The organism is Dermatobacter hominis, from assembly GCF_020715685.1.
Classification (GTDB): Bacteria; Actinomycetota; Acidimicrobiia; order Acidimicrobiales; family Microtrichaceae; genus Dermatobacter; species Dermatobacter hominis.
This window is the reverse complement of sequence record NZ_CP085840.1, coordinates 3,816,320-3,834,800: the sequence shown is the minus strand read 5'-3', so window position 1 is coordinate 3,834,800 and position 18,481 is coordinate 3,816,320. Positions and strand designations below refer to the sequence as shown.

The following is an 18,481-nucleotide window of genomic DNA, read 5'->3' as shown; positions in this document are numbered from 1 at the left end:
CATCCGTACGCTGGCCGCATGACGACGCGGCACAGCTCGACGGATGCGGATGTGGTGGTGATCGGCGGCGGCGCCGCCGGCCTGGCGGCGGCGCTGCAGCTCGGCCGGCAGCGACGTCGGGTCGTCGTCCTCGACGGTGGGAAGCCGTTGAACGCGCCGGCGGCGCACGTGCACGGCTACCTGGGGCTCGACGGGCTCCCGCCGCTCGACCTCGTGGCCCGGGGTCGCGACGAGGTGCGCTCCTACGGCGTGGCCGTCGTCGAGGACGTCGACGCCGTCGCCCGACGCGACGACGACGGCACGCTGCTGGTCGACGTGTCCGACGGCTCCAGCCTGCGCACCCGCCGGCTCCTCCTCGCCACGGGCCTGACGGCCGAGCTCCCCCCGATCCCGGGCGTCGCCGAGCAGTGGGGACGCGGCGTGGTCCACTGCCCGTACTGCCACGGGTGGGAGGTGCGGGACCAGCGGGTGGTGGTCGTCGCCACCGCCACCGGTGGGTGGCACCAGGCGATGCTGTTCCGGCAGCAGACCGAGCACCTCACCGTCGTCGTCCATGAGGGCGAGGTCCCCGGGGACCAGGCCGAGGGCCTGGCGGCGCGCGGCGTGGCGATCGTCGAGGGGCCCGTCGACCGGCTCACCCAGGACGCCGACGGCCGCCTGACGGGCGTCGAACTGGCCGACGGGGGGTCGCGCCCGGCCGACGCCGTCGTCGTGGCCGCCACGATGCGACCGAGGATCGACGCCGTGTCGGCGCTCGGCGTCGTCGCCGTCGCCGACCCGATGGGCCGCGGCGACCTGGTGCCCACCGATCCCCAGGGTCGGACGACCGTGGACGACGTCTACGCGGCGGGCTCGATCGTCGAGCCGCTCCAGGTCGCCCAGGCCGCCTCGTCCGGTGCGCTCACCGGGGCGTTCATCAACATGGACCTCGTGCTCGACGACACGGCGCGGGCGCTCGCCGCACCCGGCGGACCGGACGGCCACACGCCGGTCGACCGGGACCGGGAGCGGGACCAGCCGTCCAGCGGCCGGCCGGACGAGGTGGCCTGAGCTCGGGTTACGGTGCTCCGATGTTCGTGCTCGTCCACGGGGCCTGGCACGGGTCGTGGTGCTGGTCCCGCCTCCAGGCGTCGCTGTCCGCCGCCGGCGCTGTCAGCACCGCCGTCGACCTGCCGGGCCGGGCCGGCGACCCGACCCCGCTCGACGGGCTCGACCTCGACGCCTACGCCGAGCGCGTCGCCGCCGTCGTGACCTCGGTCGACGAGCCGGTCGTGCTCGTCGGCCACAGCATGGGCGGTGCGACGATCAGCCAGGTCGCCGAGCGGGTGCCCGAGCGGATCGAGGCCCTCGTCTACGTCTGCGCCCTGCTCCAGCCCCTCGGGCGCCTCGCCCGCCGACCTGCACGCGCAGGACCTGGACAGCGAGCTGCTGGCCGCGGTCGAGCTCGCCGGCGACGGCCTCTCGACCTCGATCCGACCCGACGCCGCGGCCGATCTCTTCTACGGCGACTGCGACGCCGAGGACCGGGCCTGGGCCGTCGAGCGGCTGTGCGCCGAGCCCACCGGTCCGGCCACCGGCACCATCCGCACCACCCCCGAGCGGTGGGGCTCGGTGCCGCGGGCCTACGTGCGCTGTGACCTCGACCGGGCCGTGCACCCCGACGTGCAGGACCGCATGGTGGCCGACGTCGGCGTCGACGTGGTCGTCGAGATGGCGGCGTCGCACTCGCCGTTCCTGTCCCGTCCCGACGAGCTCGCCCGGCTGCTCCTCGACGTGCGCGCCGGCCTGTGACGGGACGGGGGCGACAGGAGGTGGATGCGTGAGGACGGATCTGAGCGGGGCCGGCGGCATCAGGTTGGCGGCCGACGTGGACGGCCCGGAGGACGGGCCCACCGTGGTCCTGCTGCACGGCGGCGGGCAGACCCGCCACTCGTGGTCGAGCACCTGGCGGTTCCTCGCCGGGTCCGGTTGGCGCGCGTGGACCGTCGACCTGCGCGGCCACGGCGACAGCGAGTGGTCCGGCGACGGCGACTACACGCTCCAGGCCTTCGCGGCCGACGCCGACGCGATCGCCCGCTCCCTCCCCCGACCCCCGGTGCTCGTCGGCGCCTCGTTGGGCGGGCTCGCCTCGATGGTCGCGATCGCCGGCGCCGACCCGCAGGAGGAGGTGGCGCGGGCGCTCGTCCTGGTCGACGTCGCTCACCGCCTGGAGTCGCGGGGCACGGACCGCATCGGGGCGTTCATGACCGGCAACCTCGACGGGTTCGCCTCGCTCGACGAGGCCGCCGACGCGATCGCCGCGTACAACCCCAACCGGCCGCGACCCAAGGACCTGTCGGGGCTGGCCAAGAACCTGCGCCAGGGCCCCGACGGCCGCTGGCGCTGGCACTGGGACCCCCGGTTCGTGTCGGGGAAGTTCGGCTCGTCGGACGAGACGCGGTCCAGCGTCGTCGAGCCGAGCCTGCTCGAGCGCTCGGCCGCCGCGCTGCAGGTCCCGACGTTGCTGGTGAGGGGACGCTCGAGCGACCTCCTGAGCGAGGAGGGCGCGCAGGAGTTCCTGGCGCGCGTGCCCCACGCCGAGTTCGCGGACGTCGCCGGCGCCGGCCACATGGTGGTCGGCGACCGCAACGACGTGTTCAACGCAGCGGTGCTGGACTTCCTGGAGCGCCACCGGGGCTGAGCGGCCCGTCGCCGGCGCCGAGGGCGGCGACGCCGGCGTCCTCCAGCCCCGCCGCCACCAGCGCGTCGATCCGTCCCGCCAGCAGGTCACCGAACGGGTCCGGCGTGTGGCGCACGAGCACGTCGTAGGGCAGCGTCATCGCCGCCCGGGTGGCGAGCAGCCGCCGTCGCTCGGGGTCGTGGAGGTCCACGAGCACTGCGTCGGCCGCGGTCAGCGCGCGGGCGGTGCGGAGCCGGCGCGGCACCGTCAGCGCGAGCAGCACGATCGTGGGCAGCGCGAAGGCCAGCAGCCCGAGGACGAGCGCGAGGCGGTGCACGCTGTCCTCGCCCCGCTCCCCGAGCGACGCGACGTTGCCGCCCGTGGCGTCGCCGGCGCCCGACAGCACGTCGGACAGGCGGTCGCCGACCACCGGCAGGCGCGACGCACCGTCGGCCGCAGCCTCGAAGGCGTCGCTCACCGAGCTCCCGGCCGTCGTCACGCCCGAGCCCAGCACGCTCAACTCGTCCACGGCTCCGTGGACGCGGACGCCGATCCAGGCGAAGAGCAGGACCAGCAGGACCACGACGCCGTCGCGGACCTGCATCCGGCGGCGGCGCTCGGGGGCGTCGGGGTACAGCTTCATGGGATCCCTCCGTGGTGGCTGCGCCGACCCTACCGGGAAACGCGCAACTCTTGGTTGCATTCGGGCCCCGTCGGCGCGACGATGGTGCGCAACCACTGATTGCACATCAAGCGATCGAGCACCCCGACGGAGCGCCCATGACCACCGACCAGCTGCCCGAGCCCACCCCTGCCGCACCCGACGGCCTGGAGCACGGGACGATCGTGCGGGAGGTCCACGTCGCGGCCGACCCCGACCTCGTGTTCGAGGTCGTGTCGAGCCCCCGGCACCTGGAGCGCTGGTGGCCCGACGAGGTCGAGCTGGACCCCACCCCGGGTTCGGTCGGCCACTTCACCTTCGGCGAGCCAGGGTCGCCCGACGCGCAGGTCCCCGCCGTCACGGTCGTGGCGGCGGACCCGCCCCGCACGTTCTCGTTCCGCTGGACCCACCCCGTCGGCGAACCGGCGACCGAGCGCAACTCGCTGCTGGTCACCTTCGAGCTGTTCGGGACCGACGGCGGCACGCTCCTGCGGATGACCGAGTCGGGCTTCCGGCTGCAGGGCTGGGAGGTCGCCGTGCTCGAGGAGCAGTACCGCGACCACTGCGACGGCTGGGCGCACTTCCTGCCCCGCCTCGACCGGTACGTCGCGCAGCTGGTGTCGGCGTGAGCACCGTCCTCGACGATGGCGTCGACGACGACCTGTGGTCGGCCATCGGCGACCCCACGCGGCGCCGGCTCCTCGACCTCCTGCTGGAGGCCGGCGACGGCACGGCCACGACGCTCAGCGAGCAGGTCACCGTGACGCGCCAGGCGGTCAGCAAGCACCTCGCGGTGCTCGACCGAGCCGGGCTGGTCCATGCCACCACGGCGGGCAGGGAGCGCCGCTACCGGGTGGACGACCGTCGGCTCGCGCGGGCTGCGGCGCAGCTCGCCGAGGTCGGCGCCGCGTGGGACCGCCGCCTGGGCCGCATCGCCCGCATCGCCGAGACCCTGCAGCGCGAGCGCGACCGCGATCGGGCGCGACGGCCGCACGACCGGACCGACGACCCGGACCCCAGCGACCAGACAGACCCCACCGACCACACCGACCACACAGACCCCACCGACGACACAGAGGAGCCATGACCATGCCCGAGATCCTGCACAAGGTCGGGTGCCGCTCGACCACCACCGCCGCCGTCTCCGACGCGCTCACGACGGTCGAGGGCCTGTCCGGCTGGTGGACGAACGACACCACCGGCGACGCCGCCGAGGGTGGTGCGCTGCAGTTCCGCTTCCCCGCCGGCGGCTTCGACATGGAGGTCGTCGAGGTCGAACCCGGCCGGCACGTGCGCTGGCGCGTGACCGACGGGCCCGAGGAGTGGGTCGACACGACGATCGACTGGGACCTCCGCCAGGACGGCGACGACGCCACCGTCCTGTTCGCCCACCGGGGCTGGCGCGAGCCCGTCGAGTTCATGCACCACTGCAGCACGAAGTGGGGCGTCTACCTGCTGAGCCTGAAGTCGCTGCTCGAGGACGGGCGCGGCGCCCCCTCCCCCGACGACGTCAAGATCGACAGCTGGGACTGACGACGCGAAGGCGGGTCAGGCCGTCCTCCCCCGCAGGCGGCCGGGCTGACCCGCGAAGCTTCAGTTGGCCGCGAGCGGCGCCGATGGGGGGCCGTGGAGATGGAAGCGCCCGACACGGGCGTCGACGAGCTGACGGGTGCCGAGGACCTGGTGCGGCGGCTGCTCGACGTGGCCCGCACCCGCACCGACACCGACATGACGTGGGTGTCGCGGTTCCGCGCCGACCGGATGGAGCTCGTGCTGGTCAGCGGCTCGCTCGGCACCGCGCCGGTCGAGGAGGGCTGGTCGTCGCCGTACGTCGACTCCTACTGCGCCCGCGTGCTCGACGGTCGGATCGGCAACGTCGTGTCCGACACCCTGGCCGACCCCGAGACCTGCGGCCTCGACGCCACGGTGGGACTCGGCATCCGGTCCTACGTCGGCGTCCCCGTGAAGGCGCCCAACGGGGCGGTCACCGGGATGCTGTGCGCGGTCAGCGCCCGGCCCCGGACGATCGACGACCGCGAGCAGGAGTTCCTGCAGATGCTGGCCGACACCGCGTCGGACCTGCTGCGCGACGTGCCGATCGTCGGGGACGACCGCCGGCGGATCCGCGACCGCGTCGGCCGGGTCATCAACCACGGGCTGCTGCGGACGGTGTTCCAACCGATCGTGGACCTCGAGCACTCGCGGGTCGTCGGCTTCGAGGCGCTCAGCCGCTTCCCCGGCGAGCCGGCCCGGCCGGACCAGTGGTTCGCCGACGCGATCGCGGTGGGGCTCGGGGTCGCGCTCGAGGTGCACGCCGCCCGCACCGCCATCGAGGCGATGCCCGAGCTGCCCGAGGGCACGTACCTCAGCGTGAACCTCTCCCCGACCGCGCTCATGTCGATCGACCTCGACGAGCTGATGCCCGAGGATCCGACGCGACTGGTCATCGAGCTGACCGAGCACGCGCGGGTCGGCGACTACCAGGAGCTGCGGACGGCGGTGCAACGGCTGCGCGCCGCCGGCGTGCGGATCGCGGTCGACGACGCCGGTGCGGGCTTCGCCAGCTTCCGCCACATCCTCGAGCTCGGTCCCGACATCGTGAAGGTGGACCTGTCGATCAGCCAGGGCATCGCCGACGATCCCGCCCGCCAGGCCCTGGTCGGTGGCATGGCCGAGCTGGCGCACCAGTCAGGGGCGACGCTCGTGGCCGAGGGCGTCGAGGACCCCCGCGACCTCGACCGGCTGAGCATCCTCGGCGTCAGCGTCTTCCAGGGCTACCTCTTCGGCCGCCCGTCGCCGCTGCCGGTTTCCGACCGGCTCGCGCTCAGCTCGCTCCGGCCGCCGACGGGCCGGACGAAGTGGCCGTCGGAGCCCGTGATCGAGACCCGGTTCGAGTCCGCCATCATGAGCTCCGCGGTGCCGACCGCGATCGTCGAGCTCGACGGCACGTTGCGCTCGGTCAACCAGCACTTCGCCGCGTTCCTCCGTCGCAGCGTCGCCGACGTCGAGGCCCTGACGTTCCAGGACCTCACCCACCCCGACGACCTCGAGACCGACCTCTGCCACCTGCGGCAGTGCCTGGCCGACCAGCGCGACAGCTACCGCATCACCAAGCGGTACCTCGACCCGTCGGGGCAGCCGATGCCGGCCGACCTGATCGTCACCGTCGTGAGGGACCGGTCGCGCCGGCCCCTCTACTTCATCTCGCACGTCCTCCCGCTCTGAGGGGCGCGTCCGCTCAGGCGGCGACGACCTCGGCGAAGCGGGCGAGGGTGTCGGGCGGCGCGAAGTCGGCGAACCAGGCATAGACCCGGTCGACCCCGCGGTCGTGCAGCGCCCCGAACCGGTCGACCAGCTCTGGCACCGTGCCGATCACGACCCGGGCGCCGAGGCCCTGCGTCCCGAAGCGGCGGTGGACCGTGGCGGTGACCTCGTCCCTGCTCGCCTCGTCGGGGACGACCGCCACCATGACCTGGACCGACACGCGGGCGTCGCCGGCGCGCTCGCGCAGCTCCTCGAGCCGGTCGAGCTGGTGGACCGGCAGGTTCCACCAGTCGGCGTGGCGGCGGACGAGGTCGAGCGTGCGGGGCCCGACGCCGCCGATCGTCACGGGGATCGGGCCCATCGGCACGGGCTGCTGGCGGGCGCCGACGAGCGTGACGTGCTCGCCCTCGAAGTCCACGACCTCTCCGGTCCACAGCGCCTCGAGCACCTGCAGCGTCTCGCCCAGCCGGCCGACCCGCGCCCGGGGCTCGGTCGAGCCCACGCCGAACTCGTGCAGCTCCTCGGGCACCGAACCCCACCCGATGCCGAGGTCGAAGCGACCGCCCGACGCGTGGTCGAGCGAGGTGACCTGGCGCGCCAGCACCGCCGGGTGGCGGAAGGCGTCGCACAGCACGAGGTGCCCGACCCGCAGCGTGGCGGTCCGGGCCAGCACCCAGCCGGCGATCTCCATCGCCTCCCACATGCCCTGGTCGGTGGCGAGCGGCGGGGCCAGGTGGTCCATGAACGCGATGCCCTCGAACCCGGCCGCCTCGGCGGCGAGCGCCCGCTCGACGATCGCCTCGTGGGTCATCCGCATCTGCGGGAGGAACAGGTGGAAGCTCGGCCCGGTCGGTTCGGTCACGTCCCGCATCCTTGCCGCTCGACCCCCGGCGTGCGTGCCCGAGCAGCGACTCCGCCGAGCTGCAGCCGAGCACCTCGTGCGGCTCGAGGAGCGGCTCGACGCCCCCGAGCTCGAGGAGCTCGGCTCCGGCGTCAGTTCAGGACACGACCGCGCCGCCGTCGAGCGCGATGACCTCGCCCACCACGTAGGCCCCGGCGCGCGACGAGAGGAAGATGGCCAGGCCGGCGATGTCCTCGGGGCTGCCCACCCGGCCGCTCGGGGTCATGGCGCCGACGGCGTCCCAATCGGTGCCCTCGACGTCGCCACCCGTCCCGACGCCGGTGCTCAGCATCCACGTCGGGAACGGGCCCGGGGCGATCGCGTTCACGACCACGTGGCGCTTCACGAGCTTGGCGGCCATCTGCCGGGTCAGCGCGTGGACGGCGGCCTTGGACGGGCCGTACGAGTGCGTGTCGAACACCGGGGTGCGGATGCCGTCGATCGAGCCGATGTTGATGACCCGCGCCGGATCCTCCTCGGTCGCGCCGGCCTCGAGCAGGGGCAGCAGCTGCTGGGTCAGGAAGAACACGCCCTTCACGTTCGTGTCGAAGACCTTGTCCCAGCCCTTCTCGGGGAACTCCTCGAGCGGTGCGCCCCACGACACGCCGGCGTTGTTCACGAGGATGTCGAGCCGGTCCTCCCGCTCCCGCAGCGCGGCGGCCAGGGCCTCGATCCCCTCGAGCCCCGAGAGGTCAGCCGGCAGCGACACGCAGGTGCCGCCGTACTCGGCCGACAGGCGCTCGGCGGTGGCGTCGCAGACGTCGGCCTTGCGGGAGCTGATGTAGACGGTGGCGCCGTTGGCGAGCAGGCCGGCGGCGATCATCTCGCCAATGCCTCGGGACCCGCCGGTCACGAGCGCCACCTTGCCCTCGACGGAGAACAGGTGGCCCAGCTTCAGATCGGTCATTCGTCGGCTCCTCGCCGGTCGTGGGGTGGGTGGGGGCGGTGGGCCGTCAGCTCGCGAGGAGCCGGCCGAGCCGCGCCAGCTGCGGGCCGGCGGCGCCGAGCGTGAGCTCCAGCTGCTTGGCCCAGAGGAAGTAGCGGTGGATCGGGTAGTCGAGGTCGATCGAGATGCCGCCGTGGAGGTGGAGGTCGGCATGGCCGACGCGCCGGCCGCCGTAGGACGCCCAGTACTTGGCGACGGCGACCTCGCGGTCGGCGGGCTCGCCCGCCGCGAGCAGCGTCGCCGCCTGCAGCATGGTCAGCCGGATCGCCTCGTCGTCGATGTAGCAGTCGGCCATGCGGTGCCCGACCGCCTGGAACGAACCGATCGGCCGGTCGAACTGCTTGCGCTCGGTCGCGTACGCGGCCGTCCGACGCGTGCCGCCGTCGGCCACGCCCGATGCGAGGGCGCACAGGCCGACGGTGGCGACGTCGACGAGCCGATCGATCGTCACCTGCCCGCCGGGCACGCGCGCGAGGTCGCCGACGGACACGCCGTCGAGGTGGAGCTCGAAGTGCGGCTCGTGGTTGAACGTGTCCTGCCGCCGGGCCACCACACCGGTCGCGTCGGTCGGCACCACGAACACCGAGGCCTCGCCGGCACCGGTCCGGGCCGGCACGAGCAGTGCCGCGGCCAGGTGCACGGCCGCCACGTTCGTCTTGGTCCCGGTGAGCACCCATCGGTCGCCGTCGCGGGTGGCGGCGAGCTGCGGGTCCCGGGGGCCGGCGGCCGGCTCGTCGAGCGCGACGGCGAGGATCGTCGACCCGTCGACCACCCCGGGCAGCCAGGCGTCGCGCTGCTCGTCTGTGCCCCGCTCGGCGAGGGCGGTGGCGGCGGTGATCGTCGACCAGAGCGGGATCGGCGCCACGGCCCGCCCCGCCTCGCGGAGGAGCAGGCACGACTCGACGACGCCGAAGCCGCCGCCCCCCACCGGCTCGGGCAGCGCGATCCCGAGCAGCCCGGCGGCGGCGAGCGCCTGCCAGAGCTCCTGGTGGAACCAGTCGGCGCCGGACTCCACCTGGCGGAGGGCCTCGGGGGCGCACAGGTCGGTGAAGATCTGCTCGGCGAGCTCGATGACGGCCCGCTGTTCGTCGGTGGGTGCGAAGTCCACGATGTCTCCAGGCAGCGGGTCAGCGGGGCGAGGGCGGCAGGCCCAGGCCGAACATGGCGATGAGGTCGCGCTGCAGCTCGTTCGTGCCACCCCCGAACGTCAGCACGTGCAGGCCGCGCAGCAACGTGCCCAGGCGGTCCTTCAGCGCGCACCCCGGTGAGCCGTCACGGATGCCGGCCACCGGACCGAGCACCTCGAGCAGGCGCCCGAGGCCGTCCATGTACAGCTCGGTGCCGTGCACCTTGACCGCCGACGCCGCGGCCGGGTCGAGCGGGTTGCCGGCGTCCGCGTTCCAGGCGACCTGCCAGTTGAGGAGCCGCAGCACGTCGAGCCTCGCGTGCACCCAGGCGAGCTCGTGCTGCACCCATGGCTGGTCGATCAGCCGGCTGCCGTCGGCGAGCACGTGCGCAGCTGCGTAGGCGGTCGTCTCGTCGAGCGCCCGCTCCATGATCCCCGACGAGCAGATCGTGACCCGCTCGTGGTTGAGCTGCTCCATGATCAGCGGCCAGCCCCGGCCCTCGCCGCCGATGCAGTTCTCCACCGGCACGCGCACGTCCTCGTAGAACGTGTAGTTGGTGTTGAAGTTGCCGAAGTTCTGGATCGGCACCGCCTTGAAGCCCGGCACGTCGGTCGGGACGATGATCAGCGAGATCCCGGCGTGGCGCGACGCCTCGGGGTTCGTCCGCACCGCGAGCCAGATGTAGTCGGCGTCGGTCGCGAGCGAGGTGAAGATCTTCTGGCCGTCGATCACCCACTCGTCGCCGTCGAGGACGGCGCGGGTCCGCAGCGAGGCGAGGTCCGTCCCGGCATCGGGTTCGGTGTAGCCGATGGCGAAGTGGATCGAGCCCGACAGGATCCGCGGGAGGAAGTCGTCCTTCTGCTCCTGCGTGCCGTACTTCATGATCGTCGGCGCCACGGAGTTGAGCGTCAGCATCGGCACCGGCGCCCCGACGCGCATGGACTCGTCGTAGAAGATGAACTGGTCGACGTAGCCCCGGCCCTGGCCGCCGTACTCCTCGGGCCAGCCGATGCCGAGCCAGCCGTCGGCTCCCATCTGCAGGGCGACGGAGCGGGCGACCGGCCCGACGCCCTCGCTGTGGGCGAGCTCGTCGGCCAGCTCGGGCGTGATGAGCCGGTCGTAGTACTCGCGGAGCTCCTCGCGCAGCGACCGCTGCTCGGCCGTCATGCCGATGTACATCGGCCCCCCTTCGGACAGTCCCCTGCCGGCACGCCCCGCGCCGGACCGGGCGAGCGTACCGCCGGTGGAATCCCTGTGCCGTGGCCGGTGTTGGGGCCGGCATGAGCGAGATGGACGACTGGAACAAGCAGATCATCGACGAGTTCCGAGCGAACGACGGCAAGGTCGGCGGGCAGTTCGAAGGCGCACCGATGATCCTGGTGCACCACAAGGGCGCCAAGAGCGGCACCGAGCGGGTCTCCCCGCTCGTGTACCAGCCCGACGGGGACGCGTACGTCGTGTTCGGGTCGAAGGGCGGCGCCCCGACCCACCCGCACTGGTACCTGAACCTCGTCGCCAACCCCGAGACCGAGGTCGAGGTCGGCGCCGACACCGTGCCGGTCACCGCCAGGGTCGCCGAGGGCGAGGAGCGCGAGCGCCTCTGGACCCGCCAGAAGGAGCTCATGCCCGGCTTCGCCGACTACGAGGTCTCGGCGGGCGACCGCCAGATCCCGGTCGTGGTCCTCACGCCGCGCTGATCGACGCCGACCCCGGCCGGGCCGCGCCCGGGCCGGTCAGTAGTTCGCGGCGACCCGCTGCGCGAGGTAGTCGGCCGCGGTGATCGGCGGGTACGTCCCGCCCGGGCTCTCGATCACCACGTCGCGGTTCGCCTGGGCGAAGAAGGCGATGCTGTAGCGGTCGACCGCAGGATCGTCGGCGCCCGGTCCCCTCACGCGGTGCAGCGTGGACAGCAGCCGGTCGTCGCTCCACCGCATGAGCATGTCGCCGATGTTGCAGGTGACGACCGACGGGTCCGGGTCGACCGGGGTCCAGGCGCCGCTGTCCCGTTCCGCGCCGGGGCAGACCTGGAGACCGGGCTGCCCGGCCCGCTGGAACAGCAGGGTCAGGCAGTCGAAGTCGGTGTGGGCCCCGGCTCGCCAGCCCCCGGGCGCGTCGCCCCCGCTCGCGGCGGGGTAGCGCAGGAGCCGGAGGGTCGACTGGTACGTCGGTGCGGCGGGGTCGTGGGCCGCCGTGAAGAAGTCGGCCGGGAGGTCCAACCGGCCGGCGAAGCACGACAGCACCCGCATGGCCACCGTCCAGCTCGCCCGCTCGAGCGCCTCGAGCGTCGCCCGGAACCCGGGCAGCTCGTCGGGGTCGGGCCACAGGCCGCCCATGGCCGGGACGGTGATCTGGTACGACTCCTTCTCGTCGGCGGTGCCCGTCGACGGCCGGACCTGGCTGCGGCTCTCCCACCCGGCGTTGCGGCTCCGGTCGAGCGGCCACGCCGCCTTGCGGTCCGCCGGGAGCGCGAAGAACCGCTCGGCCGCGGCGAAGCCGGCGTCGACGAGCCCGGTGTCGATGCCGTGGCCGGCGAGCTGGAAGAACCCGACCTCGGTCGCCGCCGACCAGAGCCGGTCGGTCACCTCGGCACGCCGCTCGTCGAAGCCGGTGAGGTCGACGAGCGGGATCTCCCGGGCCGCCTCGCTCCCGAGCCCGCCCATGGCGCGCTCCCGGTCGAGCTCGTCGAGTCGCTGGTGGTCGCCCACGTCCGCACCTCCGTCCCTTCACTCGAGGCGGCACCGCCAGCATCCCGCGGTCGGGGGCCCGGGACGACGGCCGCCGCCGTTGTTCACGTGCTCGTCACAGTTGACGGCGGGGCCGCACCGGATGGGCAAGACTCCTCGCATGCAGCCGCCCACCGTCGGCGTCCCCACCGAGGTCAAGCAGGAGGAGCACCGGGTCGCGATCACCCCGGACGGCGTCCGCGAGCTGCTCCACGCCGGCTCCGACGTGCTGGTCCAGTCGGGGGCCGGCGCGGACTCGAGCGTCCCCGACGAGGACTACGAGCGCGCCGGTGCGACCATCGTGGCGACCGCCGAGGAGGTGTGGGCCCGGGCCGACCTCGTCTGCAAGGTCAAGGAGCCGCTCGAGTCCGAGTTCGCGCACTTCCGCCCGGGCCTGGTGCTGTTCACCTACCTCCACCTCGCCGCGTACCCGGGCGTCGCGGACGCCCTGCTCGACTCGGGCGTGACCGGCATCGCCTACGAGACGGTCCAGCTGCCCGACGGGACGCTGCCCCTGCTCGCCCCCATGAGCGAGGTGGCAGGGCGCATGAGCGTCCAGATCGGCGCCCACCTGCTGGAGCGCCACAACGGCGGACGCGGCGTCCTGCTCGGGGGGGCGCCGGGGGTCCGGCCGGCCCGGGTGGTCGTGCTGGGTGCCGGCAACGTCGGGTGGAACGCAGCGTGGATGGCCGCCGGCCTGGAGGCAGAGGTCGACCTGCTGGACAAGAACATCGACCGCCTGCGCCACGTCGACCAGATCCAGATGGGTCGCATCACGACGATCACGTCCAACCGGGGTGCGGTGGAGCGCTGCGTCGCCGACGCCGACCTCGTCATCGGGGCCGTGCTCGTGCCGGGCGGGCGGGCCCCCACGGTGGTCAGCGAGGACATGGTCCGGTCGATGAAGAGGGGCTCCGTCGTCATCGACATCGCGATCGACCAGGGCGGCTGCATCGAGACCTCGCACGAGACCACGCACGCCGAACCCACCTACGTGGTGCACGACGTCGTCCACTACGCCGTCGGCAACATGCCCGGCGCGGTGCCGCACACCTCGACCCACGCCCTGACCAACGCCACGCTTCCCTACCTGGCCGAGCTGAGCCGCCTGGGCGTCCCGGACGCCGTCCGGCGCGACCCGGCGCTCGGGCGCGGGGTCAACACGATGGCGGGCCAGGTCGCCAACGCGTCGGTGGCCGAGGCGCTCGGCCGACCGGCCGCCGAGCTCGACGACCTGCTCACCGCCGGCTGAGGACGCCGGCCGTCCGGGCCGCCGGGACCCGACGCACGATCAGCCGGCCGTGATGGCGTTGTCCACGCTGAGCACCGCGCCGTGCATCGACGGCACCTCGCCCGACGCCACGAACGCGAAGAGCCGGGCGAGCTCCTGCGCCTCGGTCATGCCCCGGAACCCCATGTAGGGCCGCATCAGGTCGAGGTCGACGCCCTCTGCGACCTGGAAGTTGTGCAGCAGCGGCGTGTTCACCGCCGCGGGGGCGATGGCGTTCACGCGGAGGTCCGTCTTCACGTACTCCATCGCCAGGGCCTTGGTCAGCTGGACGACGGCGCCCTTCGACATGCAGTAGGCGACCGTGTAGGCCTGGCCCATCAGGCCGGCGTTCGACGCCAGGTTGACGATGTTGCCCGACCGCTCGAGCAGTGCCGGGATGGCCGCCTGGCACAGGAAGAAGCAGGCGTCGGCGTTGATCGCCATCATCGTCCGGTACTGCTCGACGGTGACGTCCTCGAGGTGGCTCGATGCGGCGATGCCTGCGATGTTGCCGAGCACGTCGAGCCCGCCCTCGGCGGCGAGGCACGCAGCGACGACGTCCTTGCACGCCTGGGGATCGGACAGGTCGGCCACGTGGGCGGTGAAGCGCTCGCCCGCCTCGGCGGCCACGCCGTCGAGGGCGGCGGCGTTGATGTCGACGCCGAACACCCGGGCACCCTCGTGCACCAGCAGCAGCGCGACCGCTTTGCCGATGCCGGAGCCTGCGCCGGTGATCAGCGCCACCTTCCCCTCGAAGCGCCCGCCCTCGACGCGACCGCCCTCGACGCGACCGTCGTTGCCCTGCTCTGCCACCGTGCCACCCCGTCGTCGGTCGATCCCGTCGGGATCGATGTCAGCGCCGCACCGTAGTCAGGTGCGGCCGGCGGCGGCGCGGGCCCCGCCGGTCAGGTCCCGCGCCGGACGAGCGCAGCCACGCCGAGCGCCGTGAAGGCGACGACCGCGACGCCGATCCCGACCCACCCGAGGACGATGGCGGTGCGGACGGTCCGGTCGCCGCCCAGCGCGCCGTCGGCCGCGCGGATCCGGGCGCGGGACAGGTAGGCGATCGCGAGCGCCGTCATGGCCACGGGGAAGCAGCCCAGCAGGCCGATCACCGACAGCAGCAGCGCGACCGGTGCCGCGGCGTCCTCCGGCACGTCGTTCCGCGCCTCCGGGATCGGGGGACCGCCGGTCCCGGGCGCGCTCGTTCCCATGGAGCCCCAGCATGCCCCGGGTCGGGGCGGGCGACGCCCGTCACGTCGATCCGTTCGGCGCACGGTCCCCGAAGGGGCATGATCTCTGCGGGCCGTCGCGCCCGGACGAAGGAGACACCGTGCACCGAACCTCGCACCCCCAGCACCGCCGACGCCTGACGACGGCGGCCGCGCTCGTCCTGGCGGCCTCGCTGCTCGTCGCCGCGTGCGGCGGCGGCTCCGACGACAAGGGCGACGGAGGGGGCGGATCGGGCGACGACGCCGGCACGCCGGTCTCGGGCGGCACCGTCAACTACGGCCTCGAGGCCGAGACCTCGGGCGGCTGGTGCCTGCCCGAGGCGCAGCTCGCCATCTCCGGCATCCAGGTGGCTCGGGCCATCTACGACACGCTGACGGCTCCCGACGAGGACGCGGTGTACCAGCCGTACCTCGCCAAGTCGGTGACCCCGAACGCCGACTTCACCCAGTGGACCATCACGCTCCGCGACGGAGTGAAGTTCCACGACGGCTCGGCGCTCGACGCCACCGTCGTGAAGAACAACATCGACGCCTGGCGCGGGTCCTACCCGGCCCGATCGCCGCTGCTGTTCGCCTTCGTGTACAAGCCGATCTCGAACGTCGAGGTCGTCGACCCGATGACCGTCAAGGTCACCACCTCGACGGCGTGGCCCGCCTTCCCGGCCTACCTGTTCAACGACGGGCGGTCGGGGATCATCGCCCAGGCCCAGCTCGACGACCCGGCCACCTGCGACCGCAACCTGATCGGCACCGGGCCGTTCGAGCTCGAGGAGTGGAAGCAGGGCGACCACCTCACCGCCAAGAAGAACCCGGACTACTGGCAGAAGGACGCCGACGGGACCCAGCTCCCCTACCTCGACGAGATCACCTTCCGACCGGTGGTCGATCCCGGCGCCCGCGTCAACGCGCTCCTCTCCGGCGAGCTCAACGCGATCCACGAGTCGGCGGCGGAGCCGATCGACCGCATGCGCCAGGAGGCCGACAACGACAAGATCGACCTCACCGCCACCACCGACTACACGGAGGTCGCGTACGAGCTGTTCAACACCTCGAAGGAGCCGTTCGACAACATCGACGCCCGCATGGCGGTGATCTACGCCATCGACCGCGACCAGCTGAACGAGGTGAGCAACCTCGGCCTCACGAAGATGGCGTCCGGCCCGTTCGCCCCCGGTGAGATCGGCTACCTCGAGGACACCGGCTACCCGTCGTTCGACCTCGACAAGTCGAAGGAGCACCTCGAGGCGTACAAGACGGCCACCGGCCAGGACCTGGAGTTCAGCCTGGTCGGCACCCCCGACCCCGGCACCGTCCGACTGCTCCAGTACCTGCAGGAGTCGCTCAAGTCCGCCGGGATCACGGCGAACGTCCGGACGGTCGAGCAGGCCGTGCTGATCGACACGGCGCTCGGCACCGACTGGGACATGCTCGACTGGCGGAACCACCCGGGCGGCAACCCCGACGGCCAGTACATCTGGTGGAAGAGCGGGTCGCCGGTGAACTTCAACAAGTTCGACGACCCCGAGATGGACGCCCTGCTCGACGCCGGTCGGGCCGAGCCCGACAAGGAGAAGGCCGCCGGCATCTACCAGGACGTGAACAGGCGCTTCGCCACCCAGGGCTACAACCTCTGGCTGCAGTGGGTGGAGTGGAGCGTCGGCACGGCGACCGACGTCCACGGCGTGTACGGACCCGACCTGCCCGACGGCGGCAAGCCGTTCCCCGGCCTGGCCACCGGCCACCCGGTCCTCGGCCTCTGGGTCGACCAGTAGACCAGCTCGTCGGCACCCGGCCGGGCGCCGGGGGCCGCCGGGTGGCAGCTTGGGGTCCATGGCAGATGTCGCGGCACGTGCGAAGCAGCTCCTGGACCTCCACCACTCGGGACGGACGCTCGTCCTGCCCACCGTCTGGGACGCCTGGTCGGCCCGCGCGGTGGTGGACGCCGGGTTCCCGGCCCTGACGATCGGCAGCCACCCGCTCGCCGACTCGCGCGGCCAGGCCGACAACGAGGGCATGTCGCTCCACGACGCGCTCGACGGCATCGCCCGGGTGACCGGCGCGGTCGACGTGCCGGTCAGCGCGGACGTCGAGTCCGGGTACGGGACCGACCCCGCGGAGCTCGTCGAGCGGGTGCTCGACGCCGGCGCGGTCGGGATCAACGTCGAGGACACCGTGCACGGCGAGGGCAGGATGCGGTCCCGCCAGGAGCACGCCGACTACATCGGCGGCCTCCGGGCCGCGGCCGACGCCGCCGGGGTCGACCTGGTCATCAACGCCCGGACCGACGCCTTCCTCGGCAAGGCGGAGACGTTCGACGACCCGCTGGCCGAGGCGATCGCTCGACTGCAGCTCTGCGAGTCCGCCGGCTCGCGCTGCTCGTACCCGGTGGCGGCACCCGACGCCGACGCGGTCCGCACCCTGCTCGCCGAGCTGTCGGGCCCGGTCAACGTGATCGCCCACCCGGTCGACGGCTCGACGGCCGGTTCGCTCGACGACCTCCGGGCGCTGGGTGTCCACCGCGTGTCGATGGGCCCGTTCCTCCAGCGGGCGCTGACCGGCGGGCTCCAGGACCTCGTCGCGCCCTGGCGCTGAGCCGCGGCTACCGGGCGTCCGGGCGCAGGCGCAAGACTCCCGCCATGGCACGGACGATCGCGACGAACACCACCGTGGACCGTGAGGGGCTCGTCCAGTTCATCCGACCGCGCCACCACGTCGTGCTCACGACCACCCGCCGCGACGGCGCCCCGCAGTCGTCGCCGGTGACCGCCGGGGTCGACGACGCCGGCCGCCTCACGGTGGCGACCTACCCCGAGCGGGCCAAGGTCCGGAACCTGCGCCGCGACCCGGCGTGCTCGGCGCTCGTGCTGTCCGACGAGTGGAACGGACCGTGGGTCCAGGTGTGGGGTCGTGCCGAGGTCGTCGACCTGCCCGAGGCGGTCGAGCCGCTCGTCGACTACTTCCGCTCGATCTCGGGCGAGCACCCGGACTGGGACGAGTACCGGGAGGCGATGCGCACCCAGGGCAAGTGCCTCATCCGGCTGGACATCGAGGACTGGGGCCCGATCGCCACCGGCGGGTTCCCCCCGCGCCTGGCCGAGGGCTGAGGGCCAGCCCGCCCGGCGGAGGGCGAGGGCGGCCCGCCCGGCGGAGGGCGAGGGCAGCCCGCCCGGCGGAGGGCGAGGGCAGCCCGCCCGGCGGAGGGCGAGGGCAGCCCGCCCGGCGGGCTCAGGCGGGGCCCTGGGCCAGGAACAGCCAGCGGGCCACGACCGCCGGCCGCCCGACGTCGTCGTCGGCCTCGAGCTCGACGTCGACGGCCAGCACGGCCCGGTCGCCGTCGCGACGCGCCACATCGGCGAGCCGCCCCCGCAGCCGGACCGCGGCGCCGACCGGCACGGGCCGGACGAAGCGGACGCGGTCGAAGCCGTAGTTGACCATGAGCGCCACCGGGCCGACGTCGGGGAACGTCAACCCGGACGACAGCTCCGTGAGCAGGGCCAGCAGGAGGAAGCCCTGCACCACCGGACCGCCGAACGGCGAGTCACGGCGGGCGCGCTCGGGGTCGTTGTGGATCCACTGCGCGTCGCCGGTGGTGGCGGCGTGCGCGTCGACCTCGGCCCGGGTGACGGTGCGCCAGCCGCTGCTGCCCAGGTCCACCGGGCAGGCGGCGGCGAGCGCCCCGAAGGTGTCGTCGTCCACGA

At 73.4% G+C, this 18,481-nt stretch carries 22 protein-coding genes; 13 read left to right on the top strand and 9 right to left on the bottom strand.

All coding sequences use genetic code 11. From position 1 onward, the window contains the following. Positions 1 to 18: 18 nt before the first annotated feature. Genes LH044_RS17985 through LH044_RS17970 form a run of 4 tightly spaced genes read left to right on the top strand, consistent with a single transcriptional unit; the run spans position 19 to position 2,680 of the window. Positions 19 to 1,050 (top strand): NAD(P)/FAD-dependent oxidoreductase, encoded by a 1,032-nt coding sequence (locus LH044_RS17985; protein ID WP_227756972.1) that lies wholly within the window; start codon positions 19 to 21, stop codon positions 1,048 to 1,050. A 20-nt stretch (positions 1,051 to 1,070) separates the two neighbouring features. Further along, a complete protein-coding gene (locus tag LH044_RS22030; RefSeq protein WP_374210506.1) occupies positions 1,071 to 1,637 on the top strand; it encodes an alpha/beta fold hydrolase in 567 nt (188 codons plus the stop codon). Beyond that, positions 1,612 to 1,791 (top strand): alpha/beta fold hydrolase, encoded by a 180-nt coding sequence (locus LH044_RS22025; protein WP_374210505.1) that lies wholly within the window; start codon positions 1,612 to 1,614, stop codon positions 1,789 to 1,791. Before LH044_RS22030 ends, LH044_RS22025 begins: the two co-directional genes overlap by 26 nt. Positions 1,792 to 1,819: 28 nt before the next feature. After that, entirely contained in the window at positions 1,820 to 2,680 is an 861-nt protein-coding gene (locus LH044_RS17970) for an alpha/beta fold hydrolase (RefSeq protein ID WP_227756971.1), read from the top strand. Here LH044_RS17970 and LH044_RS17965 read toward each other — a convergent pair. After that, the gene (locus tag LH044_RS17965) at positions 2,637 to 3,302 is read right to left on the bottom strand and encodes a hypothetical protein (protein WP_227756970.1); all 666 of its coding nucleotides are present in this window, start codon (positions 3,300 to 3,302) and stop codon (positions 2,637 to 2,639) included. The two genes, LH044_RS17970 and LH044_RS17965, sit on opposite strands and share 44 nt — an antisense overlap. 185 nt (positions 3,303 to 3,487) lie before the next feature. Between LH044_RS17965 and LH044_RS17960 the strand changes: the two genes are divergently transcribed. The 4 genes from LH044_RS17960 (at position 3,488) to LH044_RS17945 (ending at position 6,545) form a co-directional block, all read left to right on the top strand. Next, on the top strand, positions 3,488 to 3,949 hold the full coding sequence (locus tag LH044_RS17960) for an SRPBCC domain-containing protein (protein ID WP_374210641.1): 462 nt from the start codon (positions 3,488 to 3,490) through the stop codon (positions 3,947 to 3,949). Continuing rightward, positions 3,946 to 4,407, top strand: coding sequence for an ArsR/SmtB family transcription factor (locus LH044_RS17955; protein ID WP_227756968.1), 462 nt, complete (start codon positions 3,946 to 3,948; stop codon positions 4,405 to 4,407). Before LH044_RS17960 ends, LH044_RS17955 begins: the two co-directional genes overlap by 4 nt. 2 nt (positions 4,408 to 4,409) lie before the next feature. Beyond that, a complete protein-coding gene (locus LH044_RS17950) occupies positions 4,410 to 4,853 on the top strand; it encodes an SRPBCC family protein (protein ID WP_374210640.1) in 444 nt (147 codons plus the stop codon). 99 nt (positions 4,854 to 4,952) lie between these two features. Beyond that, complete coding sequence (locus tag LH044_RS17945; protein ID WP_227760124.1) at positions 4,953 to 6,545, top strand: sensor domain-containing phosphodiesterase; 1,593 nt, start codon at positions 4,953 to 4,955, stop codon at positions 6,543 to 6,545. A gap of 13 nt (positions 6,546 to 6,558) precedes the next feature. Here LH044_RS17945 and LH044_RS17940 read toward each other — a convergent pair whose 3' ends face one another. The 4 genes from LH044_RS17940 to LH044_RS17925 all read right to left on the bottom strand — a co-directional run bounded on the left by LH044_RS17940 (position 6,559) and on the right by LH044_RS17925 (position 10,737). Then, positions 6,559 to 7,401, bottom strand: a complete 843-nt coding sequence (locus LH044_RS17940) for an LLM class flavin-dependent oxidoreductase (protein ID WP_374210639.1) — start codon at positions 7,399 to 7,401, stop codon at positions 6,559 to 6,561. A 181-nt stretch (positions 7,402 to 7,582) separates the two neighbouring features. Further along, on the bottom strand, positions 7,583 to 8,383 hold the full coding sequence (locus LH044_RS17935; protein WP_374210638.1) for an SDR family oxidoreductase: 801 nt from the start codon (positions 8,381 to 8,383) through the stop codon (positions 7,583 to 7,585). Positions 8,384 to 8,438: 55 nt separating this feature from the next. Then, on the bottom strand, positions 8,439 to 9,539 hold the full coding sequence (locus LH044_RS17930) for an acyl-CoA dehydrogenase family protein (protein ID WP_227756964.1): 1,101 nt from the start codon (positions 9,537 to 9,539) through the stop codon (positions 8,439 to 8,441). Between the two features lie 19 nt (positions 9,540 to 9,558). After that, positions 9,559 to 10,737 carry an acyl-CoA dehydrogenase family protein gene (locus LH044_RS17925; RefSeq protein ID WP_227756963.1) on the bottom strand — a complete coding sequence of 393 codons (1,179 nt, stop codon included), beginning with the start codon at positions 10,735 to 10,737 and terminating at the stop codon, positions 9,559 to 9,561. A gap of 110 nt (positions 10,738 to 10,847) precedes the next feature. On the opposite strand from LH044_RS17925, the gene LH044_RS17920 reads away from it, so the two are divergent. Next, a complete protein-coding gene (locus LH044_RS17920) occupies positions 10,848 to 11,255 on the top strand; it encodes a nitroreductase family deazaflavin-dependent oxidoreductase (protein ID WP_374210637.1) in 408 nt (135 codons plus the stop codon). A gap of 36 nt (positions 11,256 to 11,291) precedes the next feature. Here the strand turns inward: LH044_RS17920 and LH044_RS17915 are convergent, their stop codons facing one another. Then, positions 11,292 to 12,218, bottom strand: coding sequence for an isopenicillin N synthase family dioxygenase (locus LH044_RS17915; protein ID WP_374210636.1), 927 nt, complete (start codon positions 12,216 to 12,218; stop codon positions 11,292 to 11,294). A gap of 184 nt (positions 12,219 to 12,402) precedes the next feature. On the opposite strand from LH044_RS17915, the gene ald reads away from it, so the two are divergent. Further along, on the top strand, positions 12,403 to 13,533 hold the full coding sequence (gene ald, locus LH044_RS17910; protein WP_227756960.1) for an alanine dehydrogenase: 1,131 nt from the start codon (positions 12,403 to 12,405) through the stop codon (positions 13,531 to 13,533). Positions 13,534 to 13,572: 39 nt separating this feature from the next. On the opposite strand, the gene LH044_RS17905 is transcribed toward ald, so the two are convergent. Both LH044_RS17905 and LH044_RS17900 read right to left on the bottom strand, forming a co-directional pair. Continuing rightward, on the bottom strand, positions 13,573 to 14,364 hold the full coding sequence (locus tag LH044_RS17905; RefSeq protein WP_227756959.1) for an SDR family NAD(P)-dependent oxidoreductase: 792 nt from the start codon (positions 14,362 to 14,364) through the stop codon (positions 13,573 to 13,575). 92 nt (positions 14,365 to 14,456) lie between these two features. Continuing rightward, positions 14,457 to 14,765 carry a hypothetical protein gene (locus LH044_RS17900; RefSeq protein ID WP_227756958.1) on the bottom strand — a complete coding sequence of 103 codons (309 nt, stop codon included), beginning with the start codon at positions 14,763 to 14,765 and terminating at the stop codon, positions 14,457 to 14,459. Between the two features lie 119 nt (positions 14,766 to 14,884). Here LH044_RS17900 and LH044_RS17895 point away from each other — a divergent pair, with 119 nt between their 5' ends. Genes LH044_RS17895 through LH044_RS17885 form a run of 3 tightly spaced genes read left to right on the top strand, consistent with a single transcriptional unit; the run spans position 14,885 to position 17,887 of the window. Then, on the top strand, positions 14,885 to 16,555 hold the full coding sequence (locus LH044_RS17895) for an ABC transporter substrate-binding protein (RefSeq protein ID WP_227756957.1): 1,671 nt from the start codon (positions 14,885 to 14,887) through the stop codon (positions 16,553 to 16,555). Positions 16,556 to 16,613: 58 nt separating this feature from the next. After that, positions 16,614 to 17,375, top strand: a complete 762-nt coding sequence (locus LH044_RS17890; RefSeq protein WP_227756956.1) for an isocitrate lyase/PEP mutase family protein — start codon at positions 16,614 to 16,616, stop codon at positions 17,373 to 17,375. A 44-nt stretch (positions 17,376 to 17,419) separates the two neighbouring features. Then, entirely contained in the window at positions 17,420 to 17,887 is a 468-nt protein-coding gene (locus tag LH044_RS17885) for a PPOX class F420-dependent oxidoreductase (protein WP_227756955.1), read from the top strand. 121 nt (positions 17,888 to 18,008) lie between these two features. Here LH044_RS17885 and LH044_RS17880 read toward each other — a convergent pair whose 3' ends face one another. Next, complete coding sequence (locus LH044_RS17880; protein WP_227756954.1) at positions 18,009 to 18,479, bottom strand: MaoC/PaaZ C-terminal domain-containing protein; 471 nt, start codon at positions 18,477 to 18,479, stop codon at positions 18,009 to 18,011. Between the last annotated feature and the right edge of the window lie 2 nt (positions 18,480 to 18,481).

What these genes read in the sequence shown, in the direction of transcription:
- LH044_RS17885 (WP_227756955.1), top strand. Translation starts at nt 17,420, where the DNA reads ATGGCACGGACGATCGCGACGAACACCACCGTGGACCGTGAGGGGCTC.
- LH044_RS17925 (WP_227756963.1), bottom strand. Translation starts at nt 10,737, where the DNA reads ATGTACATCGGCATGACGGCCGAGCAGCGGTCGCTGCGCGAGGAGCTC.
- LH044_RS17950 (WP_374210640.1), top strand. Translation starts at nt 4,410, where the DNA reads ATGCCCGAGATCCTGCACAAGGTCGGGTGCCGCTCGACCACCACCGCC.
- LH044_RS17940 (WP_374210639.1), bottom strand. Translation starts at nt 7,401, where the DNA reads ATGCGGATGACCCACGAGGCGATCGTCGAGCGGGCGCTCGCCGCCGAG.
- LH044_RS17915 (WP_374210636.1), bottom strand. Translation starts at nt 12,218, where the DNA reads ATGGGCGGGCTCGGGAGCGAGGCGGCCCGGGAGATCCCGCTCGTCGAC.
- LH044_RS17945 (WP_227760124.1), top strand. Translation starts at nt 4,953, where the DNA reads ATGGAAGCGCCCGACACGGGCGTCGACGAGCTGACGGGTGCCGAGGAC.
- LH044_RS17890 (WP_227756956.1), top strand. Translation starts at nt 16,614, where the DNA reads ATGGCAGATGTCGCGGCACGTGCGAAGCAGCTCCTGGACCTCCACCAC.
- LH044_RS17965 (WP_227756970.1), bottom strand. Translation starts at nt 3,302, where the DNA reads ATGAAGCTGTACCCCGACGCCCCCGAGCGCCGCCGCCGGATGCAGGTC.
- LH044_RS17985 (WP_227756972.1), top strand. Translation starts at nt 19, where the DNA reads ATGACGACGCGGCACAGCTCGACGGATGCGGATGTGGTGGTGATCGGC.
- LH044_RS17900 (WP_227756958.1), bottom strand. Translation starts at nt 14,765, where the DNA reads ATGGGAACGAGCGCGCCCGGGACCGGCGGTCCCCCGATCCCGGAGGCG.
- LH044_RS17920 (WP_374210637.1), top strand. Translation starts at nt 10,848, where the DNA reads ATGGACGACTGGAACAAGCAGATCATCGACGAGTTCCGAGCGAACGAC.
- ald (WP_227756960.1), top strand. Translation starts at nt 12,403, where the DNA reads ATGCAGCCGCCCACCGTCGGCGTCCCCACCGAGGTCAAGCAGGAGGAG.
- LH044_RS22030 (WP_374210506.1), top strand. Translation starts at nt 1,071, where the DNA reads ATGTTCGTGCTCGTCCACGGGGCCTGGCACGGGTCGTGGTGCTGGTCC.